21 protein-coding genes and 1 pseudogene are annotated in these 26,060 nt (G+C 57.9%); 14 read left to right on the plus strand and 8 right to left on the minus strand.

Features of this window, described 5'->3' with window-relative positions:
* The first annotated feature begins 48 nt into the window (after positions 1–48).
* The 4 genes from ACI3KW_RS02005 to ACI3KW_RS02020 all read left to right on the plus strand — a co-directional run bounded on the left by ACI3KW_RS02005 (position 49) and on the right by ACI3KW_RS02020 (position 3,575).
* Positions 49–984 (plus strand): dihydrodipicolinate synthase family protein, encoded by a 936-nt coding sequence (locus ACI3KW_RS02005; protein ID WP_113121552.1) that lies wholly within the window; start codon positions 49–51, stop codon positions 982–984.
* A 69-nt stretch (positions 985–1,053) separates the two neighbouring features.
* Positions 1,054–2,049, plus strand: coding sequence for a dihydroxyacetone kinase subunit DhaK (locus ACI3KW_RS02010; protein WP_404846786.1), 996 nt, complete (start codon positions 1,054–1,056; stop codon positions 2,047–2,049).
* Between the two features lie 3 nt (positions 2,050–2,052).
* Positions 2,053–2,694 carry a DAK2 domain-containing protein gene (locus ACI3KW_RS02015; RefSeq protein ID WP_404846702.1) on the plus strand — a complete coding sequence of 214 codons (642 nt, stop codon included), beginning with the start codon at positions 2,053–2,055 and terminating at the stop codon, positions 2,692–2,694.
* Positions 2,695–2,777: 83 nt separating this feature from the next.
* Entirely contained in the window at positions 2,778–3,575 is a 798-nt protein-coding gene (locus ACI3KW_RS02020; RefSeq protein ID WP_404846703.1) for an IclR family transcriptional regulator, read from the plus strand.
* A gap of 70 nt (positions 3,576–3,645) precedes the next feature.
* Here ACI3KW_RS02020 and ACI3KW_RS02025 read toward each other — a convergent pair whose 3' ends face one another.
* The 6 genes from ACI3KW_RS02025 to ACI3KW_RS02050 form a co-directional block, all read right to left on the minus strand.
* Positions 3,646–4,323, minus strand: a complete 678-nt coding sequence (locus tag ACI3KW_RS02025) for an RraA family protein (protein WP_262165159.1) — start codon at positions 4,321–4,323, stop codon at positions 3,646–3,648.
* A complete protein-coding gene (locus ACI3KW_RS02030; RefSeq protein WP_113121547.1) occupies positions 4,324–5,058 on the minus strand; it encodes a FadR/GntR family transcriptional regulator in 735 nt (244 codons plus the stop codon).
* Positions 5,052–5,870, minus strand: a complete 819-nt coding sequence (locus ACI3KW_RS02035) for an SDR family oxidoreductase (protein ID WP_404846704.1) — start codon at positions 5,868–5,870, stop codon at positions 5,052–5,054. Before ACI3KW_RS02035 ends, ACI3KW_RS02030 begins: the two co-directional genes overlap by 7 nt.
* Before the next feature lie 421 nt (positions 5,871–6,291).
* Positions 6,292–8,973 carry an Ig-like domain repeat protein gene (locus ACI3KW_RS02040; RefSeq protein WP_404846705.1) on the minus strand — a complete coding sequence of 894 codons (2,682 nt, stop codon included), beginning with the start codon at positions 8,971–8,973 and terminating at the stop codon, positions 6,292–6,294.
* Positions 8,974–9,224: 251 nt separating this feature from the next.
* Positions 9,225–10,238, minus strand: a complete 1,014-nt coding sequence (locus ACI3KW_RS02045; RefSeq protein ID WP_404846706.1) for a helix-turn-helix transcriptional regulator — start codon at positions 10,236–10,238, stop codon at positions 9,225–9,227.
* 223 nt (positions 10,239–10,461) lie between these two features.
* Positions 10,462–12,657: a putative bifunctional diguanylate cyclase/phosphodiesterase gene (locus ACI3KW_RS02050; RefSeq protein ID WP_404846707.1), complete on the minus strand. Its 2,196-nt coding sequence runs from the start codon at positions 12,655–12,657 to the stop codon at positions 10,462–10,464.
* A gap of 487 nt (positions 12,658–13,144) precedes the next feature.
* On the opposite strand from ACI3KW_RS02050, the gene ACI3KW_RS02055 reads away from it, so the two are divergent.
* Entirely contained in the window at positions 13,145–14,029 is an 885-nt protein-coding gene (locus tag ACI3KW_RS02055; protein WP_404846708.1) for a hypothetical protein, read from the plus strand.
* 249 nt (positions 14,030–14,278) lie between these two features.
* Here the strand turns inward: ACI3KW_RS02055 and ACI3KW_RS02060 are convergent, their stop codons facing one another.
* Positions 14,279–14,965, minus strand: a complete 687-nt coding sequence (locus ACI3KW_RS02060) for a DUF2270 domain-containing protein (RefSeq protein ID WP_404846709.1) — start codon at positions 14,963–14,965, stop codon at positions 14,279–14,281.
* Positions 14,966–15,141: 176 nt separating this feature from the next.
* On the opposite strand from ACI3KW_RS02060, the pseudogene ACI3KW_RS02065 reads away from it, so the two are divergent.
* The 7 genes and pseudogenes from ACI3KW_RS02065 to ACI3KW_RS02095 all read left to right on the plus strand — a co-directional run bounded on the left by ACI3KW_RS02065 (position 15,142) and on the right by ACI3KW_RS02095 (position 23,039).
* Positions 15,142–16,907: pseudogene (locus ACI3KW_RS02065) on the plus strand (SLC13 family permease).
* A 234-nt stretch (positions 16,908–17,141) separates the two neighbouring features.
* Entirely contained in the window at positions 17,142–17,951 is an 810-nt protein-coding gene (locus ACI3KW_RS02070; protein ID WP_404846710.1) for a TIGR02587 family membrane protein, read from the plus strand.
* An 8-nt stretch (positions 17,952–17,959) separates the two neighbouring features.
* Positions 17,960–18,373: a hypothetical protein gene (locus ACI3KW_RS02075; RefSeq protein WP_404846711.1), complete on the plus strand. Its 414-nt coding sequence runs from the start codon at positions 17,960–17,962 to the stop codon at positions 18,371–18,373.
* A 99-nt stretch (positions 18,374–18,472) separates the two neighbouring features.
* Positions 18,473–19,213 carry a GGDEF domain-containing protein gene (locus ACI3KW_RS02080; protein ID WP_404846712.1) on the plus strand — a complete coding sequence of 247 codons (741 nt, stop codon included), beginning with the start codon at positions 18,473–18,475 and terminating at the stop codon, positions 19,211–19,213.
* A 181-nt stretch (positions 19,214–19,394) separates the two neighbouring features.
* Positions 19,395–21,395 (plus strand): methyl-accepting chemotaxis protein, encoded by a 2,001-nt coding sequence (locus ACI3KW_RS02085; RefSeq protein ID WP_404846713.1) that lies wholly within the window; start codon positions 19,395–19,397, stop codon positions 21,393–21,395.
* Between the two features lie 214 nt (positions 21,396–21,609).
* Positions 21,610–22,029: a DUF2267 domain-containing protein gene (locus ACI3KW_RS02090; RefSeq protein ID WP_404846714.1), complete on the plus strand. Its 420-nt coding sequence runs from the start codon at positions 21,610–21,612 to the stop codon at positions 22,027–22,029.
* 188 nt (positions 22,030–22,217) lie between these two features.
* Entirely contained in the window at positions 22,218–23,039 is an 822-nt protein-coding gene (locus ACI3KW_RS02095) for a Ku protein (RefSeq protein WP_404846715.1), read from the plus strand.
* On the opposite strand, the gene ACI3KW_RS02100 is transcribed toward ACI3KW_RS02095, so the two are convergent.
* Entirely contained in the window at positions 23,036–23,911 is an 876-nt protein-coding gene (locus ACI3KW_RS02100) for a Ku protein (protein ID WP_404846716.1), read from the minus strand. The two genes, ACI3KW_RS02095 and ACI3KW_RS02100, sit on opposite strands and share 4 nt — an antisense overlap.
* Before the next feature lie 1,120 nt (positions 23,912–25,031).
* Between ACI3KW_RS02100 and ACI3KW_RS02105 the strand changes: the two genes are divergently transcribed.
* Together ACI3KW_RS02105 and ACI3KW_RS02110 are read left to right on the plus strand one after the other, a co-directional pair.
* Positions 25,032–25,358, plus strand: a complete 327-nt coding sequence (locus ACI3KW_RS02105; protein ID WP_404846717.1) for a hypothetical protein — start codon at positions 25,032–25,034, stop codon at positions 25,356–25,358.
* A gap of 507 nt (positions 25,359–25,865) precedes the next feature.
* The gene (locus tag ACI3KW_RS02110; protein ID WP_404846718.1) at positions 25,866–26,045 is read left to right on the plus strand and encodes a hypothetical protein; all 180 of its coding nucleotides are present in this window, start codon (positions 25,866–25,868) and stop codon (positions 26,043–26,045) included.
* Positions 26,046–26,060: the final 15 nt, after the last annotated feature.

Genomic DNA, 26,060 nt, shown 5'->3' on the forward strand with positions numbered 1-26,060 from the left:
TCGGGTCCGCTTTCTCGTAACAGAGCGGCCCATAACTGGAGGAAAGATATGACGAATCCAATCGCCCAGCAGGTGCGCCAGACGCTCACCGGCATCCTGCCCCCGCTGTCGATGCCCTTTGACGAAAATGGCAATCTCGTCAAAGGCGCGCTCAAAGCGCAGGTCGATTTCATGATCGAATCGGGCGTGCGCGCCGTTGTTGTTGGCGGCTCGACCGGTGAGGGGCACACGCTCTCCAACAGCGAATTTGTGGAGGCCATGACAGAAGCCTATGAGGCCACCGCCGGCCGCGTGCCTTTCGTTGCCGGCCTGATCGTGCAATCGACACGCGAGGCCATCGACCGGGTCAAGGCGCTGGGCGATATGAAGATCGCCGCGCTGCAGGTGACCCCGGTCCACTACCTTTTCAAGCCGGGTTTGGAAGCCACGATCGAGCACTTCCGCGCTATCTACGAAGAAACCAAGGTCCCGGTTCTGATCTACAACGTCATTCCCTGGAACTATCTCAGCGTCGACGACATGCTGGCGATCATGGATGCCGTGCCGGGCGTTGTGGGTATGAAGCAGTCTTCGGGTGATCTCAAGTCCGTTTCCGACCTGATCCTGCGCGCCAAACCGGAAAACCTCATTCTGTCGGGCATCGACGCTCTGCTCTATCCAGCTTTCTCGCTGGGCGCCCACGGCGCCATCAGCGCGCTGACCTGTGCTGTGCCCGGCGTGACGGTCAAGCTCTACAATGCCGTAGAGGCCAAGGATTACGAGGCCGCCAAGGATATCCACTTCCGCCTCAACGCGCTGTGGAATGCCATGCGTCATGACAATCTGCCGGCCTGCGTGAAATATGTGCAGCACCGCCAGGGTCTGCCTATGTTCCATCCGCGCGCACCAATGGAGCGGGTCAGCGATGCGCAGAAGAAAAAGATCGACGCTGCCCTTGGCCCGGTTCTCGAATTGGTCACGATACGCGCCCGTTCGGCCGCCTAAGTCTGCATCTACCGGCCGCGGAGCTGAACGCGGCCGGTCCCGCCCCGTAGAACACCCTGGGAGGACGAACTGAAAAAGCTGATCAACGATCCCGCCAACTATGTCGATGAAATGCTGGATGGGCTGTGCCTGGCCCACCCGGGGCTGGTTCGCGTTGGCAGCGATCGCCGCGCTATCGCGCGTAACACCGCCATTCGCCAGGGTAAGGTCGGGATAGTTTCGGGGGGCGGTTCGGGCCATCTGCCCTTGTTCACCGGCTATGTCGGCGAGGGACTGCTCGACGCCTGCGCTATTGGTAATGTGTTTGAAGGGCCAACCATCAATTCCTGCCAGGACGCCATCGCGGCCGCCAACGGCGGTGCAGGCGTACTCTGCCTGTTTGGCAATTATGGTGGCGACAGGATGAATTTCGAAATGGCCAGCGAATTCGCTGCCATGGATAATATCGAAATCCGCACTGTGCTGGGTACCGACGACATTGCCAGCGCGGCGCCACAGGAAGCGCACAAGCGCCGCGGCGTTGCCGGCCTGATCTTTGCCTACAAAACCGCCGGTGCCTTGGCCGAACAGGACGCTGATCTGAACGCCGTCGCGGCCATCGCGCAGAAGACCGTCGATCGCACTAGGACCATTGGCGTGGCACTGTCGTCCTGCCAGATCCCAGGCGCGGCAGTCCCCAATTTCACCATTGCCGATGATGAGATCGAAATGGGTATGGGCATTCATGGAGAGCCCGGCATCTGGCGCAAGAAAGTCCGTCCAGCGGACGAATTGGTTGACGAAATGATCGCGATGCTGCTGGCGGAGAGACCCCAAGGCGCCAGCCGTGTATCCATCTTGGTCAATAGTCTTGGCTCTACGCCCTTCGAGGAGCTCTTCATTCTCTACCGCCGCGCAGCCCGGCAATTGGATGCGGTGGGTTTGTCTGTGGCGCGGCCCTTGATCGGCCCTTACGTCACCTCGATGGAAATGGGTGGGGCGTCCATCAGCCTCTGTTTCCTTGATGACGAAATCGAAACCTTGCTGGCCGCTCCGGCCGATTGTCCCTTCTGGCGGGTGGATTGAACCATGGCTATGACGCAGGAAACCCTGGCGACGGCTCTTGAACGGGCCAATACCCGCATGGACACGCTCGCCGACGTTCTCAATGCCGCAGATGCCAAATTGGGTGACGGCGATACCGGCACCATGCTGGCACGTCTCATTGCAACATTCGCCGCTGTGGACGTGCGCGCGACACCAGATCTTGGCACCGCTTTCATGGCTTTGGCCAAGGCCGGCGCCGCATCCACGGGATCGAGCCTGGGCACGCTGGTCATCACGGCGATGATGACGGCTGGCAAGGCGAGTGCCAGCCAATCGGCGCTGGGCTGGGACCGCCTGGGCCCGCTGTTGGCAGCCATCCGCGACGCGGCCATGGCGCGCGGCAAGGCCGAACTCGGTGCCAAGACCATTGTCGACGGGCTTGACGCCTTGGCGAAGAGCCTTGCCGGTGAGGAGGACCCCGCCACTATAGCTCAGATCGCGGACAGAACGATGCGGGCCGTGCTCGAAGATTTTCGCCCGCGTCCCTGCACCATGGGTCGTGCCCGAATGTTCGCCGACACGAGCCGAGGCCTCGATGATCCGGGCATGCTGGCGCTGGCCGAATTGGTCTGGGCGGTGATTGGGCATGAGGACGCGCGTCATGCCGGCACCGCGTTCGCTTGAGGTGAGCGGACAAGTGAATTATGGGATGAACAACCTGTCGCAGGCAGCGCCGGCGGTTCCATTAAAGTTCTGAGGCCCAAGCAATGACCGATCCCGTCGACGCTGCCGCTCCGGTCAAACCCGTTCGCAGCGACGAAAGCCTCAAATCGCTGACCAAGGTGTCGCGTGTTCTCGAGTGCTTCACAACCAGCCGCCGCTCGCTGAGCCTGGCGGAAATCTGCACCAAAACCGGCTATCCGCGCTCCACCACCCACCGCCTTTTGGCCGCGATGCGCGAGGTCGGGTTCATCGAGCAGGACCGTGAACGCGACTTTTATCGTCTCGGATTGCGTCTCTTCGAATTGGGCAATGTCGTGCTGGCAAATCTGGAATTGCATCGCGAGGGCCGCGCCATCGTCGATGCGCTGCACCGGTTGACGGGCAAGCCCGTGCATCTGGCGGTGTTCGACGGCCTGAACGCCGTCGTTATTCAGCGCACCGAGACCGAGCCCATGCTGTCCAACACGATGGTAGAAAATTCGCCGGCCTATTGCACCAGCGTCGGCAAGGCCATCCTGGCCTTTCAGCCGCCGGAAATTGTCCGGCGCGTCATCAATGCTGGCCTGCAGCGTTTCACTGAAACCACCATTACCGATGCGGTCGCGCTTGAGGCCGAGCTCGAGACCGTGCGTCAGCGGGGCTTTGCCATCGACAATGGTGAACACCAGCCGGGCCTGCGTTGCGTCGGCGCACCGATCCGCGACCAGTCCGGCGCAATTTTTGCCGGCATCAGCGTCAGTGCGCCGGCCTGGCAATTGCCCATGACCGAAGTGGATGAACTCAACAAAGTGGTAATTTACCACGCCAACCTCATTTCCCAGAGGCTGGGCTACATACGCTGATTGCAGCATCGCCCCGCTCCTCCTCGAGTGGCTGGATGGTGTAGGCCGACCTTTGGGGCCGGCTTTTTCGTCAGGCGGGACCGGCAACCCCCACCGGCCAAATGTCGCGCAGGTTCTCGCCAGCCAAGATGCGCGTGCGGCAGCGAATTTCGGCCTCGCCATTAGCATCTGCCGCGTCGGCAATGACGCTCACCAGATCGGCCGGAATAACCACTACGCCGGTAACGTCGGCAAAGATCACATCGCCGGGCCGTACTTTGACGCCGTCAATGTCCAGTTCGACCTGGTAATGTGCCGGCTCCATGCGGCCCGACACGCCCACCGGGCTCATGCCCTTGGCAAAGAGCGGGTAGTCGAGCTTGCGTACCTCGGCCAGGTCGCGCACCGTGCCATTGACCACAGTTGCCGCTGCGCCCTTGGTCTTGGCTCCGCTCGACATCAATTCACCCGTGCCCGACCCCTCGGCACAGGAGGAATCCACCAGTAGAATGCCGCCCTTGACCACGGCATCGATAGCCCCATGATAGATGTCTTGCGGCTGGCCGATGCGGGTGCTGGGTTCGTACCGCACGGTCGAAACCGGGCCGCAGATCACCTGTCCGGGATGCAGCACACCGAACTGGCTGATGCCCTTGAGATAGCCATAGGGGCCGCGGCCATCGAGCACGTCGTGGATGTCGCCCGAATACCATTTCGACAGGCGCTTGATCGCCGCCCAGTCGGTTTGGTTGTAGTCGTATGCGGCCATTTAGCTGTTCCGTCCCTGCTGTTTTGCGGCGCTGATCGCCTGTTGGAGATAGATGGTGGAATTATCGATATGCTCGCGCATCAGCGCGCGGCTGGCCTCGACATCGCCCTTAGAAATGGCGGCGTGAATAGCCTCATGTTCGGCGACACCTTCGGCCTGGGTCTTGCTGGCTTGCCGGCTGGTCAGCCGGATCACGTCGGTGATGAGGGCATAGAGATTGCCATAGACCGTCGAGAGGATTTCATTGCCCAGCGATTGCACCAGTGCTCGATGGAAATCTGCATCGGATTGAGCGTATTGAGCAAAGTCCTTGGCAGCGGCGAGATCGGTTAATGCCCTGGTGACATCGTCCGACAGCGCGCCTTCACCCGCCGCCAGCCGCCCCACCGCTTCCAGCTCGAACATGCGGCGCACGTCCATTAGTTGCACCAGATAGTCCGCGTCCTTGGCAAAAAGGCTGCGTACGGTTGTGGCAAGCGAGCCGAGGAATTGTCCGACATCATCGCGCACCACCTCGGCACGTTCGCCATGACGGCGGCGCACCAGTCCCTTGGTTTCAAGGATTTGCAGACCCTCGCGCACCGATCGCGTTGAGATGGCGAACTGCCGAGCGATTTCGGCTTCCGAGGGCAGGCGAGCGCCAACCTTGAGTTCACCCGACAGGATCTGCGCCTCAATGGCTGAGACCACCGAGACATAAAGCCGGTCGCGATCGGATGGAGATGGAGTCACCACGCGGTAAAGCCCCCGTCGACTACAACGTTGGAGCCGGTCATGTAGGAGGAGGCGTCAGAGGCGAGGAACTGGATGACCCCGTTATATTCACTCTTCTCCGCTTGGCGGCGCATCGGCACCCGCTCGAGAAAATTATCGACGAACTCCTTATCGAAGCTGCCGGTCTTGACCCCGCCAAACGAGATAAGGTTACAGCGCACGTTCTTTTCCGCCCAATACGTGGCGACGTAGCGCGTTAGGTTCACCAGCCCCGATTTAGACGCGGCATAGGACACAGCCTTGATGAAGGGGACACCGTCTCGCTTTTCGCGATAGGCATAGAGCGCCTGATTGGGCGATACGATGCCGTAGATCGAGCCGACATTGATGATGCTGCCACGGCCCGCTTCAGCCATCTTAGTGCCAATAACCTGGCTGCACAGCATCACACCGGTCAGGTTCACATCGATGATGTCGTCCCAGAACTTTTGCGGATAGGTCTCGAAGGGGCCATTCTGTTCGGCGCCGCCATCGGGCTTGGAATCGATGCCGGCATTGTTGACCAGGATATGCGGTACGCCCCAATCGGTGATCAACTTGTTGGTTGCCACATCCAGGGCTGCTTTGTCTGAAACACTCGCTTCGTAGACACGAATGCAATTCTGCAGTCCCGGGAACAATTCATCGAGATTTTCCTGGGTGACAGGCCGACGGCTAAAGATGGCAACCTTGGCGCCAGCCTGGGCAAGCGAGCTGGCAAACTCTCGCCCCAACTGCCCCAGTCCTCCGGTTACGACAGCGATCTTTCCTTCGACACTAAACAGGTCAGACAAAGCTACCCACCCTCCACTTATGACATAAGTCATATGTCATAAGGTCGGCAGCGGCAATTGGCAATTGTTGGATGCTATTTTTAAGCCCGCGAGCAAGCGGGAACAGTTAGCCTTGGCGAAGCGAAAACCCTGATCCGCCTAATGGACCGTTGTACAGTGGGGAACCGTCGGCCAATCTCGATCATGGAAACAGGCGGCGGCATGACGTTGACCCCAAAACGGGCTATCGCCATGGTCGTTAGATGAGAACCGCTATTTATGGAGCTCGCCGGTGATTGACCCCCTGGACCAGATCCGAAAACGCTTTGCTGAACGGTGCCGTGGTGATCTTGCCCGCCTGAGCGCGTTGAGGGCGTCCAGGGCGTATCGTGACGATGCGGAAGCAATGTCAGCGTTGTACGGGACGCAAATCTGCTTGGGGCTAATCCGTCGAAATGCCGAGGCGGAATTTTCCGTTTAGCGACGACGTGTCAGAGCCCAGCCCACCATAGCCGAGATCAAAGCCTAACCGGGCACCCGCATCGAGCGCGAAATCGACGTGGGCGTTGATAGCGGCATGCGGTTTGGCAACGCCCTCGTCGCGAATGTCGACCGTCCCATCCAAACGGATTCCAGCGACCGTAGCGATGCCATCGCCAGTTGGGAACCTGTACGTCCCCCCCGGTCCGAGAGCGATCTTGCCAACGCCAGTCGTGACGGATGGGACTGTCACTCCAAGGCTGTCAGTGTAATTCTGCGAGGTTTCCTCGAAATAGCCGATGCTGGCGCGCGGTGAGAAGGTCCAGTCCCCTGAGGTCCAACTGCCTCCCAATGTCGCCCGCAACAGATACCGTTCCGCACTGAACTCATCGGTATAAGTACCAAAGGGAGAGACGCGATTGGTGGACCCGCCAACTGCCGCCATCAGGTCGAGGAAAAGATTGTCCGTCAGACGCAGAGTCGCGTAGGGGCCGGCAAGCCAACCATCGCCCGCAATTTTCGCCGCCCCCATGTCAGCAGATTGGTTGAGGCCGTCGAGCTGGGCAAAGGCGCCGAGCAGCAGATCATCAGTGATGAGATAGTCCGCGCCCAACGCAACCGTGCTCAATTGCCCACCGGCGACGTCGGTATCGAACAGGGCAAATGAACCCTCGATCCATGCGTCGAAACGGGAGGGTTGGCGGTTCCCGGCCAGAGCATCGAGCGTCGCAAGGGAGGCCGACACTGGCAAGTGGGAGCCGGATGCAATATCGGGGAGATAAGCCAGCACCGATCCGGGACTGATATTGCCAGCCACTGAACCGTTCAGGCGTCCGACCCGGCGTGAACTGTCAGGAAGGCTCTCCAGCAGCAGTGAGGCACGGGTCTCCATGAAGTCTTCGATCAATGCCGAGGTGATCTCGGCAGAGTTCAGTGCGCTAAAGGTACAAGTCACCGCATCACCAGGGGCAAGCGTGATCCGTGCCGTGCGGCTCGCGACGTCGATGGCGCCATTGGGATCGGTACAGGCCAGGCTCGTTAATCCGAATCCCGCCGCGCGCATGTCATCGGCTACGATCGTGTAATTCCCAGCGGGCAGGGCGAGAGGTGCACTCTGGCCCTGTCCCGCCATTGTGGTGACAAGAATAGTGGTCGCTGAAGGCATGATTGCAAAGCCGAATGCACCATCGGCGCCTTCCGTCATCTGCCGGATGACCAGGTTCGCCAGCTCAGCGATATTCTGGGCGAGCGGGGACGAGTTCGAACCTGCGTAATCCGCGCTTCCTTCATATCGTGCAACGACATTGTGGTTGCCGGCGCCGAGCTGGCTTGTGGCATATCTGGCAATGCCATTGTCGAGCGCGGCGGTGCCGAATTCCTCGCCATTAACGAGGAATGTCACCGATCCTGTCGGGCTACCCACCGGCGCTTGAACCTGCGCGGTGAAGGTTACCTCCTGCCCGAAGGTGCTTGGGTTCGCTGAAGAGCTGACCAAAATTGTGGTGGCGGCTCGTCCCACAGTATGGGTGAGAGCGGCGGTAGCGGCTTGCAGGTTAGAGTCACCGTTGTAGGTTGCGGTCAGACTGTGGTCGCCAGAGGAAAATGAATCGATCTCGAGGCTGGCCATGTCGCCGTTTAATGCGCTGGTGCCCAGAGCTTGGCTGCCATCATAAAAGGTTACCGTGCCAGTTGGCGTATCGACTGCGGCGGTTACTGTCGCCGTCAGGATTGTCGCCACACCGAAAACCGATGGGTTGGGCGTTGAGGTCAATGCCACTGTCGCAGCACGTTGTGGAACAGTCTGGCTGAACGTTATCTGCGAGGCTTCAAACGGCCCGCCTCCCGAATAAGCAACTTGAATATTCTGCGACCCTGGAGCAAGGCCACTTGCCGTCAGGTCTGCCTTGCCGTTGGCATCAAGCGTCACTGGGCTTGTCGCCGTCCCGCTGACAAGGAGCGTGATCGTTCCGCTCGGTGTCCCGCTCGTTGCGCTGACGCGCGCCGACACGCTCAGCGTCCCAGTTGCCGGGTCGAGGCTCGATGTGTCGATATTGATGGAGGTGGGAACGACGTCGTAGGTGAACGCCGCGGATCTCTGAACGCCGCCAGCTGACGCATAGATTCCGAGTGTAGTAGCGCCCGGAACGGCCTGGGGCGTGACCAATGTGATCGTTGTGTTATTGACGACGGTGAAAGGGACCGACCTGCCCCCCAATATTACGGTTGATACGTCAAAAAAATCAGCGCCGCTTATGGTAACTGACGTTCCCCCGGTGGCCGGGCCATTTGCCGGGGACACACCGCTTATCGTGGGTGCGGCAGGCGCTGTGCAAGTTGCCGAGACTGAACCACTCGTGGAGCTGAACGCCCAGCCAACATACTGGTTCGCCGTTGTCGGCACGATAAGCGTGACGCTTCCCCCGGCGGGAATGCTTGTCCAAGGACTGGGTAGGCCCACTTTTGCGTCTAACGGATCACTGGCATGATGATTGTTGAACTGGATCGCTTCGCCTTGGCGAAAGTCATAGAAGTTACCGGCCCCAAACGCAGTTGCGGTGAGCACGCCGCCCGCGACAGCGTTGCAACCCGATGAGGCGGCCATGACGGGCTGCGAAATGACACACGCCATCAGCACACCGGCCATTAGGGTCCCCAGGCGCCTCGTGCCACGCCCCCGTTTCGATGCCGAGAACACAGAGCCCAAGCCTAGTTTTTGCCAAACTCCACGCATCAACGCCCCCAGTTCTCCTTGCCAAGCAAAGAGAGTCGTGGCCGTGCCCCACCCAGAAGATGAATCGATGCATGGCCTTAGAGGCGAGTAATGTCGGTCTTCCTACCTTCGGCAATGACAGGATGTTTCAAGCCAGCGGCAAACCGTCTCACGATAACGAGAAACTAGCGGTGTGCTCGCAATGCATCAGTGCGCATCTTCCCCGGAGTCACACCGAAATGCAGACGGAAGGCACGATAGAAAGTGCGAACATCCGAATATCCGCACAGCGTGGCAATCGTTTCATTGGTAAGAGACTGAGGTGCCAGGATAACGGATCGCGCGAGGGCCAGGCGTGCTCGGGTCACGGTATCGGCGACATTCTGGCCCTCTGCCTCGAACGCTCTGTAGAGCGTCGCACGCGAACATCCAAGCGACTTGGCAATTCTCTCGGCCGTCAAGTTCGGTCGCGAGACGTTTTTCTCGATCAAACGCATGGCGGCCACGTAGAAGGCGTTCGGCTGCAGCCCGCCGAATCCTGGGGTGCCGCCGCCTTCCGGGTTCTGGAGAGCCGAAAGGAGAAGCGCCTTAGTCTGCCCCAGAACAATAGCGCGCTCGGGGCCAACCATCTCCGCCATGCCACTGGCCAGAAGCTCGAAGTGGCTGCGAACGAAAGGCGCGAGACGCGAGGCGGTGAGCCTCTTGCCGATTTCCGCTGCATCCGGAACCTCCCCACCGAACGCCTTAGCAACGTCATTGCGACGGAGATTCATATAGGCCGCTGTATGATCGCTCCAAAGAACACGCGAGGGCCGACTGGCGTCATAGGCATAGAACTGCCCAGAATGCTGGACGGCCCGGCTGTCATCAAAAAGATCGTGCCGACGCGTTCCCTCGAAAACCAGGCCTATGCTGATGTCCTCGTTCCCGTCCTGATGTAATTGCCGGGTATTCCTCACCCCGCCGGTCAAACGAGATCGATAGGCTACGAAGTCGGCCTGTTGAGACAAAAGACTGCGGCCCGATGCGAAAAACTCTCCGTGTTCGGGCTGCCAAGGATCAGGCTCATAGAAGAACAGGATCGTATCGCGCCATATTTCGAAAGCGTTGCGACCCAGTCCCTCGGTGCTCGCCTGCGCGTAGACAGGAATGTCCGTATTTAGGCTCGCTTCATTATCCCGCATGCAGTCACCGGTCATTCTTGCCACTTATCATTAAGCCTGCAAGATCAGCGGCGCACAAGACCATGGTCTCGCAGGTGAATAACCTTGCTCGCTTGCCCATTTGCCGACGGTCACGCCGACGCCCTCGGTCGCTCGCCTGGTTGCGGCACCGGGAGCGCGACGACAATCGGCTTGCCATTCGTTCCAGACACTCCGTCTTCGGTCCACCGGCAACGCGCGTCCAGCAGTCTTACCACGTTTAGGCCTCTCTTGCCTTAGACGGCAACCAACGCTGGAGCATAAGCTCAAGTTTCTCGGGTGTGAGCGGGTGCGACAGCAGGAAACCCTGCAACTGGTTACAACCCATTTCACTCAAGAGTTCGCGTTGATCTTCGGTTTCCACCCCTTCTGCGGCCACCACGATCCGCATTGCACGTCCCAGATCAATAATGGAGCGTACGATACTGTCGATCTCTTCGTTTTGGCCCAGTTGCGCTGTGAAAGACCGGTCAATTTTGAGCTTGTCCACCCCGTGATTGCGCAGATAGGTAATTGAGGAATAGCCCGTCCCAAAGTCGTCCAGCGCTACCCTGATGCCTTTAGCACGCAAGAGCATCAACGTGGATTGGACTACGGGCGAGTTCTGAAGCAGTAGACCCTCAGTGACTTCAATTTCCAACCTCTTAGGCGGGAGCCCCGTTTCAGCAAGAAGATTGAAAACTCTTCTGGCAAAATGCTCGTCACGGAACTGAATAGGTGAGACATTGACGGCGACCCACGGCACCGAGGATGAGGCGGCAAAGCGGCAGGCTTCCCGCATTACCCACATGCCCAACTGATCGATCAGCCCGCGTTCTTCCGCTAACTCGATGAACTCTGCCGGAGACATCCTGCCGCGGCTGGGGTGTTGCCAGCGGACTAAAGCCTCTACGCCCGCGATTTCGCCGGCGCGGGTGTTCAGGAGCGGTTGATAAACTAAGTGTAAGCCTTCACCGGTGTTCAAGGCCTCACGCAGGTCCATTTCAAGCAACCGCTTGTCGCGCACAGCCTCGCCGAGATTGTCCGCAAAAAGCTCGAACTTACCCCGCCCTCCAGCCTTGGCCTCATACAAGGCGATATCGGCATGACGCATCAGGTCTTCGGCTTGCGTCGCCATGTTGGAGGTAACAACGACACCAACACTGGCGCCGACATGAACCTGGCCTCCGTTCAGGTCGAATGCCAACGCCAGGGAATCGACGATTTTTTGACTTAGCGCGAGAGCTTCAGACGTATCGGCTACCGCGAATTGGATAATCGCAAACTCGTCGCCCCCCAGCCGTGCAACCGTATCAATATCATCCACCAGCTCTGTTAGGCGGGACGCTGCTTTGCGGATTAGATCGTCGCCGGCAGGATGCCCCAAGGTGTCATTGACATGCTTGAAGCGGTCCAGATCAATGAAATGGAGCGCTAGTTTAGAGCCGTTTCTACGCATGTTGGCCAGCGCCTGTTCGAGCCGATCCTCGAATAATGCACGATTGGGTATCTTGGTAAGTGCGTCGTGAAAGGCCAGAAACGAGGCATGCGCTTTGCTGTTCTCGAGTTGAACTGACGTGCGCTGGAGCCGGCGCAGTAATAGGAAGACCGCCAACGCGGCCAGCGTCACGCCACCCGCCACTGCGGGTCCCGTTTCTCTGATTAGCTGGTAGGCCGGTTCATCCGGGGTCCATGTAAAAAAGCCAACAATGCGCCCGTCCGCCGATAGAACGGGCGAGGCGATACGATCGCCGTCAGACCGGGCGACACGTTCAAAGGCGAGTTCGTTCACCTCAAATTTCTCGCTGATCGCCGCAGTCACCGAGCTATCAATGAAGCGGATCGAAATGTGCAGGTACTCTGTTCCTGGGATTTGCGGTACTGCGTCGGTACTTGGAACGATGGGCCGCACGCTAACAATCCCGGGAGTACCATCGCCCAACACCGCGAAATCTTCCTCGCCCATTCCGGTCACAGCTTCAGTGGAATTCGCCAATCCCTTCGAGGCTACGGCCATTTGTGCCCTCAGGGCGCCGACAAGAGGAGCGATTGCGGCTCGGTCCGTCTCGAACATTGCTGGACTGACAAGTTTGCCATCCGCAACAGCACGAACGAGGCGGTTATCTGAATCAAGAATGTAAACCCGGTTGTGGCCAAAGTACTCGCTCATCCACTCGGCCAAATTCTCAGCGATCCATGCTTCATCGTTGGAGCGCAAATTCGTAACGGCATCGTCCCAGATGGCGGAACTGTCCTGTTCGACTGGCAGACGTTCGGCAATTTCACCAAGCCCTGTCTGCACCGCCCGTGTTTCCCGGGCCATCGAACGGTCATCTATACGCGACGCTGCCCACCATCCGAAGGAGCCAAGCACGATGACTAACGCGGCAGCGAGGACGAGCGAGAGGGAGGTAATTTGCTTTGATAGCGAGGGCATTCAACGCTCGGCGAGAAACTAGCCAAATTGAACGTAAGCCCTAACCCTTCATAATTCGTGTGCCTGTCGGGGCAAACTCGTGCGCAGCCTTAATCGTCTGTCTTCGCACGGTGAGCGTCGCATCGGCTCGGGCGATGCAAGGTGCCAGGGCCGCTTCGCGAGGATCGTTGTGCCTGCCATTGTCGGGCGGACTGACTTGAAGCGCTCTTAAGTCATCTGCGACCTCATCGACGGGGAGCAATCGGCGCCGGTTGGTTGGCCGCCAACTCTCGGTGGCTGCGGATCGGTTGGACCAATTGAGAATGCTGCTCCTAAACCACGGAACAAAATCACCCCAACACTGGTTGATTGGCACCACTCACAAAAATTGGACAGGCAAATGAACTCGATCATCTATCTCGTCGGCCTCGTCGTGATCGTAATGGCAATCCTCTCGTTTATCGGCCTCGCCTGAACGTTTCGAATAAGCAACACGGAGGAAGACACAATGGCACTTGATGCACCGGCGGGAGTAACCGTCGTCGAAAACGCAGAAGCCACTAGGGACCAGTCATCTTATGTCGACTGGCCAGCCATCATCGCCGGCATTCTCTTGGCCTCTGCCATCTCCATCGTTCTTATTAGTTTCGGCTCAGCAGTGGGGCTCAATTTTCTGGACTTCAATGCCCGCGAGGGCGCGTCCCCGATTTTCATCGGAATTGCCGCCGCAACCTGGTTTCTTTGGGTGCAAGTTTCGAGCTTCATGGCAGGCGGCTATTTGACCGGCCGCCTGCGCCGCCGTTATTTTGATGCTACCGAGGCAGAAAGTGACCTACGAGACGGCGCACATGGCTTGCTTGTCTGGGCGGGCGCAGCAGTCCTGGGAGCGGTTATCGCCCTTGGCGGAATTGGAGCTGCAGGCAGCGCATTAGGTTCCGCCGCTTCGACAGTAACGGAAGCGGCCTCCAATGCCGTCGAAGGCAGTGTGGATTCCCATGCATACTTCGTCGACACCCTTTTCCGATCGGATCAACCGGTAGAGGCAAATGTTGCGCGAGACGAAGCAGGCCGCATTTTTGCACAAGCCGCGCTTGGTGATGGCACACTGACTGACGACGACCGCACCTACCTGGCCAATATTGTTGCAGCGAATACAGGCCTGACCCCTGAGGAAGCAACGACACGTGTCGATCAGGTTGTCGCGTCAATCGAGGCCGCTCGCCAGCAGGCTCTAGAGGCCGCGCGTATCGCAAGAAATACGGGCATTATCGCCGCATTCCTGCTTGCTGCCTCGCTTCTTGTGTCCGCAATCGGGGCCTACTGGGCAGCACAAAAAGGTGGCAATCACCGCGATGAAGGCACTCTTTTCGCCGAAGTCTTCCGTCGATTCTGAAAGGAAAAACCTATGTTACGAGGAATTGGCCTGTGGCTTTTAGGTGTGCCGATCTGGTTGATCATCATCATCATATTCTTCATCAACTAGCGGCGATCTAAACCAAAGTTGAGCTTACAAAGGGCCCCTTTCACAAGTGGGCCCTTCTTGTTCCAGTGGCCAGCATAGGCAGGGTAAAAATACCCGCGTCGGTCCGGCTTGATGGAATATGACGCTGGCATTGCCACGCTTTTAAAATGCCTCTCGGACTTAGACGTGAACCTCGTCCCCGCCGCGATCCTTGCCCCGCAGACAGGCGATGCCAAGCGCCGCATAGAAAACAAGTACCAGGGCAATGACTAGCCATCCAGGCAACGGTCCAATAGCGGCGTGCCCAAGCATGGCCGCCAGAGGTCGCGCAGGATCAAGATGCGCCCCTGCCTGCAGGTCAGGAGATGCAATCTTGACAATCCAAGCGCAAAGCAAAATCAAAAACATCCAGATGTAGTTGCGGCGCAGGCGGCGGCGGAGCGCCAGCATCAGGGTAATCCTGAACTTGGGGTGGCGAAGATCCTGCGCCAGCATGACCAGCCAGGGCTCGGGACCACCACCTTGAGTATCAGCTGCAAAAAACTGCCCGAAATAGTGGCGTTCAAACTGCCGAATCCGCATGCGGTAAACATCGTAAAAGCGGTACCGCCTTGCTTCAACGAACAACAGCAACAGGATAATGACCATTCCGAACAAAGCGAGGCCATGATGGGCGGACCGCGTCGAGAGCGAAACCGATAGGAGCGCCGCCACAACGGTGATCGACCAATTGCTGGTGAGATCGAGCCGAGCCCGCCACGCGTTCATCCGCGTCATTTCGGCCCGATAATAGTGTGTCATCACTGTTGCGGCTTCTGACGAGCTGGTCGGCAGTGTCGGTGCCACTATGGAGGCGGGTTCGTGCATTGGTTGCATCTCGTTTCCGGTCGGCACTTGTCGCGCCGGCCCATGAGCTTTGAAGGGAAGCGCGGCTTCTGCCAAAGGTTGCACCACGGATCGACCGGACAACGAAAAATATTCTTTGATCGGTCTATGCAAAATTAAGTTCTTCCGCGTTGACCGTGGCTTATGGAGCCCCGCCAATGACTACGCCCCAGATTCTCGCCTTCGGCATCATCTTGCTCATGATGGTTGCTTTCGTTTGGGGGCGCTGGAGTTATGACCTCGTCGCCGCCGGCGCACTGCTCCTCGCCGTCGCTGTCGGAGTGGTTGCTCCTGGCGCCGCCTTTTCAGGGCTTTCGGACGATATTGTTGTGATCGTGGGTAGTGCGCTGATCGTCAGCGCTGCCGTGGCGCGCTCCGGGATTATGGAGGTGGCCGTCAGGCGGTTTGCGCCCAATGTCAGCACACCTCGAGCCCAATTGATTCTGTTGGTTTTAGTCGTCACCATTCTTTCGGCGTTCATTAAGAACATCGGAGCCTTAGCGATCATGATCCCGATCGCCTTCCAAATGGCTCGCAGCTCGGGCGTTTCGCCCTCGCTGTTTTTAATGCCGATGTCATTTGGGTCGCTGCTAGGCGGGCTTATGACCCAGATTGGAACGTCGCCTAACATCATCGTTTCCCGTGTCCACGAGGAACTCACCGGCACCCCGTTCAGCATGTTCGATTTTACACCGGTCGGCGCCACCTTGGCCCTAGTTGGCGTCGTGTTCCTGTCCATCTGTTACAAGCTGCTACCCGAGCGGACGCGCGAGAGCCTTTCCATGGATCAGGCGATCGAGATCAAGAATTATACAACCGAGGCGCAAGTACCTCAGGATTCTCCAAGCGTCGGGCAGACGGTGAGTGCCATTCAAGCCCTTAGCGGCGGGCAGGCAATGATAATCGGCATCATTTCGGCCGCCGGCAAGCGACGCACGCCCTTACCAGACGCTATCGTGCAAGGTGGCGATCTGCTCTTGCTGGAAGGGGAACCTGAGGCCCTCGACAAAATGGTCGCGCAGGGCAAGTTAGCCTTTTCCGAGCGCCGCGATGCCGAGGTTGCATCCGCAGAAACTGGCGTCGTCGAGGCCGTCATTGGGGAGCATTCGAGCCTGATCGGTCGCAGCGCGCGCGAGTTGACGCTGTTCGACATCACGGGCCTTAACCTCCTGGCGGTTAGCCGGCGCGATAAGCGGTTCACTGAGCGCCTTGGAGAGATCAGGTTTCAGAACGGCGATGTCATCGTTCTTCAGGGAAATCTGCGGAGTTGCCGGAACTACTGCGCCAATGGGACTGTCTGCCGCTCGTTGAACGTAACCTGAAGCTTGGCAGCGCACGTAACGGATTGGCACCTCTCGTCATCCTGGCATTGGCAATGGGCAGCACTGCACTTGGCCTTGTCTCGGTGCCGCTCGCTTTCTTTGCTGCGGCCTTCTTGATGGTGGTCTCCCGCACCGTTCCTCTGCGAGAGATTTACACCCACCTCGACGCTCCCATCCTAATCATGCTGGCAGCACTCATTCCGGTTAGTGACTCCTTGCGAACCACGGGCGCCACCGATCTTATCGCCAGCTGGCTGTCGGAAACCGCTAGTGTGCTACCGCCATATGGGGCCTTGGCGCTGATTATGGTTGCCGCAATGGCGGTCACGCCGTTTCTGAACAATGCCGCTACCGTGTTGGTAATGGCGCCGATCGCAGCCACTTTCGCAACAGACCTGGGGTTTCAGCCCCAAGCTTTTCTAATGGCAGTGGCGATAGGGGCGGGGTCGGACTTCCTCACGCCCATCGGACATCAATGCAACACCCTTGTTATGGCCCCCGGCGGCTATCGATTTGGCGACTATTGGCGGCTGGGGCTGCCGTTATCGCTCCTCGTCGTTTTAGTGGCAGTTCCCATGCTGATATTGGTGTGGGGGATATGAGGCCAGTCCGGCGCAACTGGCGCAAGCGAGCGGAACTGGCCCGCAGGAGCCAGCGTTACCGGGCAGACTAGTCCGCTTCCGTCTTGGTTGGAGTCTTGTGTTGCGAACCGAGGTTCGGCTTTCAATGTTTGGTTTGGCCGGGACGTTTGGACCGGGCATGAGGACCGTTTGTCGCCCCACCAGAGCGGCGAAAGCAATTGAGCGCTCCTTCCCCGCCGTTGAGAAGCTTTGCCGATGACCGGTGCCTCCAACCAGCTGCGCACCGGGCTCGGTAGAGCATTCGGTGGCGCATTGGTGTTTTCACTGCCCATGCTGATGACTATGGAGATGTGGGATCTGGGCTTCGCCATGGAACGCTGGAAAGCCCTCCTGTTGTTGGCCGCAAGCCTGCCCATGCTGATGTTCCTGTCGCATTACTCCGGCTTCGAGCGAACTTGGGATTGGCGCGAAGATGCCCGTGACGTGGCCATCGCATATGGCGTTGGTCTACTGACAAGTGCATTCGTGCTGGGTCTGCTCGGCATTGTCGGAGCGGGAATGAGCCTTTCGGAAATCGCCGGCAAAGTCGGATTGCAGTCCATACCTGGAGCGTTGGGAGCCCTATTGGGTCGCAGCCAATTCGGTAAAGACGCAAAAGACAGCCAGCGCGAACAAACCTTCTTCGGGGAGCTGGGTATCATGATGATTGGCGCGCTGTTTCTTGCATTGAACGTGGCGCCAACCGAAGAGATGGTGCTCATTTCATATCGGATGACGAGCATTCACACACTCGCACTTATCCCCGCCACGCTGCTCATCATGCATGTTTTCGTTTATGCAACCGAATTCTCAAGTGGCACCGAGCTAACACCCGATACGCCGTGGTGGAGCGCTTTCCTGCGGTTTACGCTGGTAGGATATGCTGTGTCGCTGTTGGTGGCCTTGTACCTCTTATGGACATTCGGGCATCTGGACGGGGTCAGCGCCGGCAATGGGCTGCGGGTAGTCGTGGTTTTAAGCTTCCCGGCGGCCATTGGAGCGGCGGCTGCCAGACTGATACTGTAGAGGTGCGGATGACCAAGAAACCTACGCCGCGTAAATCCAGGGCTAAGTCGGTCACGGGTGATCGAGTTGAATGGACCCTGGCGAGCGCCGCGGCGCTTACCGTGCTGAGTCTTTTTGGCTATCTGGTCTACGACGCCTTTGCTGCGGGAGACGGCAGACCACGGATCGAGTTGCAGCGCGGCGAGATAAGCGGAAGCGGGCCAGTCTATCTCGAAGTGGAAGTATCCAATTTCGGTAGTGGCACTGCCGCGGACGTAGAAATCGAGGGCGAGGTCAGGACCGCGTCAGGCAAACCGGTCCTCGCGCATGCCTCACTCGACTACGCGCCCGCGGAATCAACCAAAAGCATCACGCTCGTCTTTCCGGCTGGCACAAGTGGCGACGCGGTAGAGTTGCGCGTTGCGGGATTTAGGGATCCCTGATCTCCTCGGCCAACCAAGCGATAACCGGAATTCTAGGTGTCTGATTAACGGACGCTTGATGATGCCGTGACAGACGTGGAGCTCCTAAAGGACATTTCGATGCTCCGTGTTGTCGTAAAATCCGTGCTCATAACCCTAGCTGTGATTGTCGTGGGCCAGGTGATTTCCTACTCGGGCCGAATGGCGACCGGCCAGCCGTTTACCCCCTATGTCTTTTTCATGAACAGCTTCCTGCCGCTCGTGACGGCGCTGCCTGCCTCCCTGATTATTTTTTGGCAACAGCACCGCATTCAGCAGGCCCATCTCGCGCTAAAAAGGGCGCATGAGGAACTGGCCGTTCGAGCTGCTCATGACGGGCTAACCGGGTTGCTCAACCGAGAGACCTTTCTGGCGAGGTTGGGCGCACCAGGCGCACTACTGCTAATCGACGCCGACAATTTCAAAGCGATCAATGATACTTTCGGGCACGCCGAAGGCGACACCGCATTGCGCCTGATCGCAGCAGCACTGCGATCCGGCAGTTCCCCGAGTTGGATTGTTGGACGGATAGGCGGTGAAGAGTTCGCCGTGTTTATCCCAAATGCGTCAGCTGCTGAGGCTGCTTCCGCAGGCGAAAAGCTACGCTCATTGGTGGCCAACGTTCAGCTTTATCCGGTTCATTCCATGCCTTACCCCCTCAGCGTCAGTATTGGCCTAGCGGTCGGCACGGAAGACATAGATTTGCAGCATGCCTTTCGGCAGGCAGACGTTAACCTCTACGCAGCCAAAGCCGCTGGCCGGAATACAGTCGTGGCGTCCTCGATCAAGCCCCGACTAGTTAGCCACAGCTCGGTAGCTTGATTGAGCTGCGAGTTTTTGTAGCGTAGCGGGCGTGTCCAGGTCAGTCCAAGACTGGGAGCGCCCCTGACATCGTCTGCGCCTTGTAAGCCAATTGTCAGGAAGGTTAGTTAACCGAAATTGCCTAAGAATATTGCGACGCCGTCTTTCTTCGAGCCCGGCGGATCAGCGATCAGAGGCCGCCATGTTCTCCCGTATTTCCGTCGCCAATCGCATCTTTGCTGCCTTTGGTGCGCTTATCGTCATTCTCACGGGTATCGGCACGGTGGGATATTACGGGGTGTCCAGCGTCGCCGGAATCTTTGAAAACTATTTGCACGCCGCGCGCGAGACCCTCGAGCTGAGTGACTACACCAACGATCTGATTGATCTGCGGCTCTCTGCAGATGCGTTTTTTCGTGAGCCGGGGTCGTTTTCTACTGAAGAAATTGTCGCCAAGATCGAAGACGTCGGCACCATCGATGCTGATGGTTATGCTAGGTTTGAAGGGGATGCTCTAGCTCTTAGCGAGCTGGCCAAACTGGTGGAAACGGCAAAGGCTTACCAATCGGTATTCGGAACTGTTGCTGGTGTGGATGGTGACCGTTCATCCGACCTGGCCCAGCTCGATGCACTAGCGGATAGCATGGCACAAAATCTCAAAACGGTGTTCGAACACGCCAAAGATGTTCAGAACACTCTTGGACCGCAAGCTCTGTCGCGAATTGATTTTACAGAAGCCGTGGTCGTTATCAGTTCGGTTTTTGGCATCGTGGTCGGCCTAGTCTTGGCGTTTTTTACTGGCGGTTGGTTGTCCCGAGCTCTCAAAGACATGACCCAGCTTATGGGGGAGCTGGCACACGGCAATTATCAGGTGGCAATAAATAATGCTGAGCAGGATCACGAGCTCGGTCGGATGGCGAAGGCCTTGAAGGTTTTTCAGCAGAACGGTTTGGCGGTGCAACTATCCGACGCAGAACGCGCTCAGCGCATTCAAGAGGCCGAGTTGCGGGCAGCGACAATGGAGCGCTTCCAAGCCTCGTTTGCACAAACAATTCAGGCCGCCGTTGGAGGTGATTTCAGTAGCCGCATTCGCGATGACTTCGGCGACGCTGCTCTCGACCAGGTAGCTGGCAACATGAACACAATGCTGCAAACCACCGAGTTAGCATTGGCAGAAGCCGGCAAGGTGCTTTCTGCGCTGGCGCGGACTGACCTAACGCAAAAAATGGAAGGCCAATATCTGGGTGCTTTTGCTGCCCTGAAAGGTGACACCAATGCCGTAAGCGAACGGCTTACAGAAATGGTTATCTCGCTGCGTGGCACCTCCAGTGCACTCAAGGCAGCGACGGGTGAGATATTGACCGGCGCCAACGACCTTGCGGAACGCACGACGAAGCAGGCCGCAGCAATTGAACAAACGTCGGCTGCCATGGAGCAGTTGGCCGGAACGGTCAAGGAGAATGCTCAAAAGATCGAGCAAGCCGCAGGTCGCACTACGTCAGCGGCCCAGCTTGCCGAAGAAGGTGGCCAAGTCATGGGCCAGGCCAATGAGGCCATGGAGCGCATTACCAGCTCTTCTAGCAAAATCTCCGACATTATCGGGCTGATTGACGACATTGCCTTCCAGACCAACTTGCTTGCGCTGAACGCGTCCGTAGAGGCAGCCAGGGCTGGAGAGGCCGGCAAGGGATTTGCAGTAGTTGCTGTCGAAGTACGTCGATTGGCACAGTCTGCGGCTCAAGCATCCTCAGACGTGAAGCATTTGATCGAGCAGAGCACGCAGGAGGTCAGCGGCGGAACTAAGCTGGTTTCACTGGCAGCCGACAAGCTCGACGCGATCCTGCGAGCAGTCCGAGAAAACAATGAGCTTATGAAGGCTGTATCGAGCGCCAGCACCGAGCAGAGTTCGGCCATCGGGGAGGTCACTTCTGCCATCCGCCATATGGACGAAATGACTCAGCACAATGCAGCGCTTGTTGAACAAACCAACGCCGCTATAGAGCAGACCGAGGCCCAGGCAAACGAGCTCGATCAGGCCATTGCCATATTCCGTGTGACCGCGCCAGCAGTAACGGCCGCTGACGCACGCACAGCACTACAACCTGCCGGCAAACCAGTGCTGCGGCAGAACGTCCAGAGTGCCACACGGACTTATCTGAGCCGTGGAAATACCGCTGTCAAAGAAGAGTGGAGCGAGTTCTAAGCCGGCGCTGAGATCGTGTTCGCCCATCTTTGGACCTGGGTCCGATGCCCATGCTTGCTATCGCAAGCACATGTAGACCCGCTCTGGCGGCTGGATGCTCAGCGAGCAAAGTTCTAATCCAATAGCGCGATCCAAAGACAGACGCATCGGACCGAGGACGGCAGTCCGCTTTAGATCAAACGACGAGCCATTTGGTGTTTTCGGCGAGGGCCCAATGACGGTTCCGAAGGATTACCGCCGCGCCTCGGAGCAATTCGACGATTTGCTAAAGGATGCGGCGGTTGAAGCCGGTCTGGAAACGCGCAACCAAGCCTACACCATGCTCCAGGGCGTCCTTCAGGTTTTTAGACGACGGCTGGAAGTACAGGACGCGATCAATTTCGCACAAGTGCTACCACCCCTACCCAGAGCGCTCTTCATTGAGAATTGGGACCCTGGCCAGGCTTTGTCCTCAAACTGGGACTCGTCGGCTCTGTCCCGGGAGGTGCAGCAATTGCGTGTTCATCATAACTTTTCGCCGGATACGGCAATTCAGAATGTCGCTGCTGCACTGCGAAAACACGTCGATCAAACGGAGTTCACTAAGTGCTTGGCGCGCTTGCCACCGGAGGCGCGGGCGTTCTGGGAGGAGTGAGCATCGTGCACCGCGCACTGATCAATAGGCGGCAACTCGCCGTCACGAACGCAGCACATCGCCTGGTCTCACAGAGCACATGAGTTTCCTGGGCCGCCTGGGAGTTGTTGCGGCATAGGACATTGCCTCCTCAGCAGGGAACACACGAGCCTAGATTGGCGTTTGCCTGGGGACTGAAGGAGGCGACCATGGCACCTCGACCTTATTGGAGAGGTTATCTGAAACTGTCACTGGTTACCTGCGCAGTGACTTTGTCGCCCGCGACCACTGAAGGCGAGAAAGTCCGGTTTCATACGCTCAACCGCAAGACCGGCGACCGCATCTATACGCGCTACATCGATGCCGTTTCAGGAAAGACCGTCGACGAAGACGATCAGGCCAAAGCCTATGAGAAGGGGGAAGACGACTACGTGATCCTTGAGGACGAGGATCTCGATGCTGTTCAACTCGAGAGTGCCCGCACGATCGATATCGATGAGTTCGTGGAGGCGGACACGATCGAATGGGTCTATTTTGACAGTCCCTATTTTGTTGTGCCGGCTGACGAGGTCGGTGAAGAGGCGTTCACGGTCATTCGAGAGGCCATGTCCGACAGCAAGGTCGTGGGGATTTCTCGGCTCGTCTTGGGCGGCCGCGAGCGCGCCGTCATGCTGCAGCCTTGGGACAAGGGAATTGTCCTTTGGACACTGCGCTATGGCGATGAAGTGCGCGAGGAAGACGAGTATTTCAAAAGCGTCCAAGCTCAAAAGCCTGAAAACAAACTGCTGTCGATGGTTGAGGAAATTATCGAGCAGCGGACCGTGGCATGGTCAGACTCCATGGTGAAAGATCCGGTTCAAGACCGCCTCCTCGAAATAATCAAGTCCAAAAAATCTTCCAAGCGCAAGGCCACGCCCAAGAAAGGGGCCGAGCAAAACGCCGAGCCCAAGGACAATGTGATTGACCTGATGTCAGCTCTGAAAAAGAGCTTAGAGAGAAAGGCCAAGCCGAACCATAGGTCCGACGGTTAACTCGCCTTTCTGCGCGCTGGTGCTCGTTTCGATGCTTTGGTGCTAGAGTCCTTTGCTGAAGCCGCCTTCTTGGGTGCTTTCTTGTGATCCTGCTCTTTCTTGCCGCCTGCGCTCAGGCGGAGTGCTTCGAGCAGATCATTTGCCTTGGTCGGCTCAGGTGTACGGAAAGGGATGATCTTTCTGCCCTCGATTTTGGCGCGCACCATCTCCGTCAAGGCTTCCTCATATCGATCCTCGAACTTGTCCGGTTCGAATTTTCCGGCCTTGGTTTTGAGTATGTGTTGCGCAAGCTCTAGCATCTCTGGGTCGATTTTTTGCTTGGAGATGCCGCTGAAAGCCTCGCGTGACGAGCGCACTTCGTAGTCGAAGTTCAAGGTGGTCGCGATCAGACCCTTATGATGGGCGCGGATCAGAACTGGCCGTAGGCGGCGAAACAATACGGTATGGGCTATTGCGGCAGCCTTCCGATTGCGAAGCGCTTCGCGGATCAAGACGAAGGTCTCCTCTGTCGCTTCGCTCGCCGGCAACAGATAATAGGGGCGGTCGAAATAGGTCTGGTCGATCTGGCCGCAGGCTATGAATCTGTCGACCGAGAGCACCTTGTCGCTATCGGGAACGGCGGCCGCGATTTCTTCTGGCTCGAGCACGACATATGATCCTTCATGGGTTTCATAGCCTTTGACCTGATCGTCCTGTTCCACCGGTTTATTGGTTTTCTCATCAACATAGACCCGGCGCAGACGATGACCGGTCTTCCGATTCACCATGTGCAGGGCAATGCGCTCTGAGGTGGTTGCGGCGGTGTACATCTTCACCGGGCAGACGACTTCGGCAATTTTTATTGCTCCGGTCCAAATCGCGCGTGCGGCCATTTCATCCTCCAGTCGAGGTGAAACGAGGTGGCGAACGAGCCGTTCCCCTCGACGGTACTAACGCCGTACAGCGGCATGGGGTGTTCCGGGCGGTTACATCGAGGCGGATCAGGTGGTTGGGAAGGCAATCGAAAAGCGGCGGATAGGCCACCCTCCCAAAGGGCGTTATGCCCCGCCAGATAATGCGGCTGCGGCAGGTCAGTTGCCGGGATTAACGCCGAGCATCCGGCAAGACGATTACGCTCCGTGCCGGCGGGTGGCGTCATTCATCCACTCGAATGAGCCCTGGACAGGTGATGCGGCGGAAGGAAAAGGTTGCGCGCTGGCCTAGTACCGAAACGCTTCACAAAGGATTGGCTTGCCACTATCTCGGCCGACGAGGCGAGAACCGATTGACGGCTAGTTGCGCTTGAGGTAGCCAACCGCAAGGATGGACAACCTTGAATATCGGCCGGGCACCGATATTCGGATCATTAACTGCCCGCAGCGCGTTCAGGACGCTTTGCAGCCCTGGCCCTGGGGTTAGAGCTTTTGCGTTTAGGCGGGAGAGCGGCAAGCGGGGGCTGGCCACCCTCCCTAACCCTGGCAGGGCTGTTCGCATATCTGACGCCCTTTGGGCCGTAGGCAAGTTCCAAGCGCTCCTAATCGCTTACATTTTACCCAGCAGCATTCGCGCTGTTTGCAACGACTGGCGAGCGTTTGCGATCTCTCGACGTATCTCTACCCGCCTGTCATGAAGCATCTTCGCATTCTTCCGGGCTTCCGCCCGCGTCGAAGCAGCCCTCAGCATGGCCTCGTCTGCTGCTCGCAGCGCCGCGTTCAATCTGTCTTCGAGGTCGTCTGCCAAACTCATGCCCACCCAGTGCGGACTAACTTACTCGAAGAAATGCCCAACAGGCCAGTGAGGTGCCACGGAATAACATGGGCTAGTCCAGGACGCGGATGGGGTCGTGGGCTGATCCTGTCTGGTCATAGCCAGGGCAACGCGTGCGGCCCTCCGCATAACCGCATCGCCGTCATCACATCAGTGCGCTGCTAATCACAAGCCGCTCATAGCCCTATTGTGTCGGAACTATTGCTCGTCGCTTTAGCTTTGCCCCTCGTAACGAGGAGCATAAACATGAACTGGTGGTCTGAAACTGCGGTGCTATGGCTTCCTGTCGCGGAACAGCCCTATCCCGCTGAATTTGCCGATCGAGCTCGTCCTGGATCAAGTGACTTTTACTATTATGCTCTGGACGCGTTCGAAGCTATTTCACAGCGTCGGACACGCGAGTTTGAGCGCGAACCTTGGGCCTATGTCTTTGATAGCCAACAAATCCTGTCGCCTGCGGAAATCGACCAGTTAATGGTTGAATGGCGGACGCAGGCTCAAAACGTGCGGAAAATTGGACTGGCAGCCGCTGCCCCTAGGCAATTTAGTCCTCGGCTGAGGGTCTCGGTATAGGGAACCAAGCTGGGCGGTATCAGGTTTAAGATCCGCATTGTGTTTCCTGGACGTTCGCGATGTAGCCCTGGCCGGAAGGTCGGGGCTTTTTGCCTTAGCCTCTCGCAAGCTGCCCCATCCCAAGGTGGCCAGCAAGTAACCGTTGAGCAGCGATTTCGGGTGACTCATTTCCAACCGCAACGGTCAACATGCGTCCGTCGATAGCCACGTGGACGATATCATATTCAATGAAAAATGATGCTCGATGAGCGTGCCGTACCCGTCACGAACTTCGAGCGTGAACTGGTGGAGCTGATGGTCAACACGGAGGTAAAACCGCATCGAAACGATCTGGCCTGCGTCGCTTCAAAGGTCCACCAGGAACGTCTCCAGATAATGGATATAGCGTCAGTTCGGCGCTTGAGCGGTTCACTGTGGCTTTTCATCGGTCCCTGGTTAGTGACTTATCCCCGAAATCCTCCGCCTCGCCAATGAGGTTAATCTTGTTGGACAACAGGAGGAGACACCATGAGCCGAGATGTGAAACGAACGATTGCCCAATTCTTGAATGGAGTGGCTCTTGCCATTTTGGCCGCCGGCGCCATTGGGCCAGTGACCATGGCCAATGCGACCTTGCCGTCAGCCATTGTTGCCATCGCTATCTCCGTCGGCTTACACGGTCTTGCGTTGTTTGTGTCCGCGGCGTGAGCCTTGCGAAGATTC

The organism is Devosia sp. ZW T5_3, from assembly GCF_044987315.1.
Lineage (GTDB): Bacteria > Pseudomonadota > Alphaproteobacteria > Rhizobiales > Devosiaceae > Devosia.

What these genes read in the sequence shown, in the direction of transcription:
- ACI3KW_RS02005 (WP_113121552.1), top strand. Translation starts at nt 49, where the DNA reads ATGACGAATCCAATCGCCCAGCAGGTGCGCCAGACGCTCACCGGCATC.
- ACI3KW_RS02015 (WP_404846702.1), top strand. Translation starts at nt 2,053, where the DNA reads ATGGCTATGACGCAGGAAACCCTGGCGACGGCTCTTGAACGGGCCAAT.
- ACI3KW_RS02020 (WP_404846703.1), top strand. Translation starts at nt 2,778, where the DNA reads ATGACCGATCCCGTCGACGCTGCCGCTCCGGTCAAACCCGTTCGCAGC.
- ACI3KW_RS02025 (WP_262165159.1), bottom strand. Translation starts at nt 4,323, where the DNA reads ATGGCCGCATACGACTACAACCAAACCGACTGGGCGGCGATCAAGCGC.
- ACI3KW_RS02040 (WP_404846705.1), bottom strand. Translation starts at nt 8,973, where the DNA reads ATGGCCGGTGTGCTGATGGCGTGTGTCATTTCGCAGCCCGTCATGGCC.
- ACI3KW_RS02045 (WP_404846706.1), bottom strand. Translation starts at nt 10,238, where the DNA reads ATGACCGGTGACTGCATGCGGGATAATGAAGCGAGCCTAAATACGGAC.
- ACI3KW_RS02050 (WP_404846707.1), bottom strand. Translation starts at nt 12,657, where the DNA reads ATGCCCTCGCTATCAAAGCAAATTACCTCCCTCTCGCTCGTCCTCGCT.
- ACI3KW_RS02055 (WP_404846708.1), top strand. Translation starts at nt 13,145, where the DNA reads ATGGCACTTGATGCACCGGCGGGAGTAACCGTCGTCGAAAACGCAGAA.
- ACI3KW_RS02060 (WP_404846709.1), bottom strand. Translation starts at nt 14,965, where the DNA reads ATGCACGAACCCGCCTCCATAGTGGCACCGACACTGCCGACCAGCTCG.
- ACI3KW_RS02070 (WP_404846710.1), top strand. Translation starts at nt 17,142, where the DNA reads ATGACCGGTGCCTCCAACCAGCTGCGCACCGGGCTCGGTAGAGCATTC.
- ACI3KW_RS02075 (WP_404846711.1), top strand. Translation starts at nt 17,960, where the DNA reads ATGACCAAGAAACCTACGCCGCGTAAATCCAGGGCTAAGTCGGTCACG.
- ACI3KW_RS02080 (WP_404846712.1), top strand. Translation starts at nt 18,473, where the DNA reads ATGCTCCGTGTTGTCGTAAAATCCGTGCTCATAACCCTAGCTGTGATT.
- ACI3KW_RS02085 (WP_404846713.1), top strand. Translation starts at nt 19,395, where the DNA reads ATGTTCTCCCGTATTTCCGTCGCCAATCGCATCTTTGCTGCCTTTGGT.
- ACI3KW_RS02090 (WP_404846714.1), top strand. Translation starts at nt 21,610, where the DNA reads ATGACGGTTCCGAAGGATTACCGCCGCGCCTCGGAGCAATTCGACGAT.
- ACI3KW_RS02095 (WP_404846715.1), top strand. Translation starts at nt 22,218, where the DNA reads ATGGCACCTCGACCTTATTGGAGAGGTTATCTGAAACTGTCACTGGTT.
- ACI3KW_RS02100 (WP_404846716.1), bottom strand. Translation starts at nt 23,911, where the DNA reads ATGGCCGCACGCGCGATTTGGACCGGAGCAATAAAAATTGCCGAAGTC.
- ACI3KW_RS02105 (WP_404846717.1), top strand. Translation starts at nt 25,032, where the DNA reads ATGAACTGGTGGTCTGAAACTGCGGTGCTATGGCTTCCTGTCGCGGAA.
- ACI3KW_RS02110 (WP_404846718.1), top strand. Translation starts at nt 25,866, where the DNA reads ATGAGCCGAGATGTGAAACGAACGATTGCCCAATTCTTGAATGGAGTG.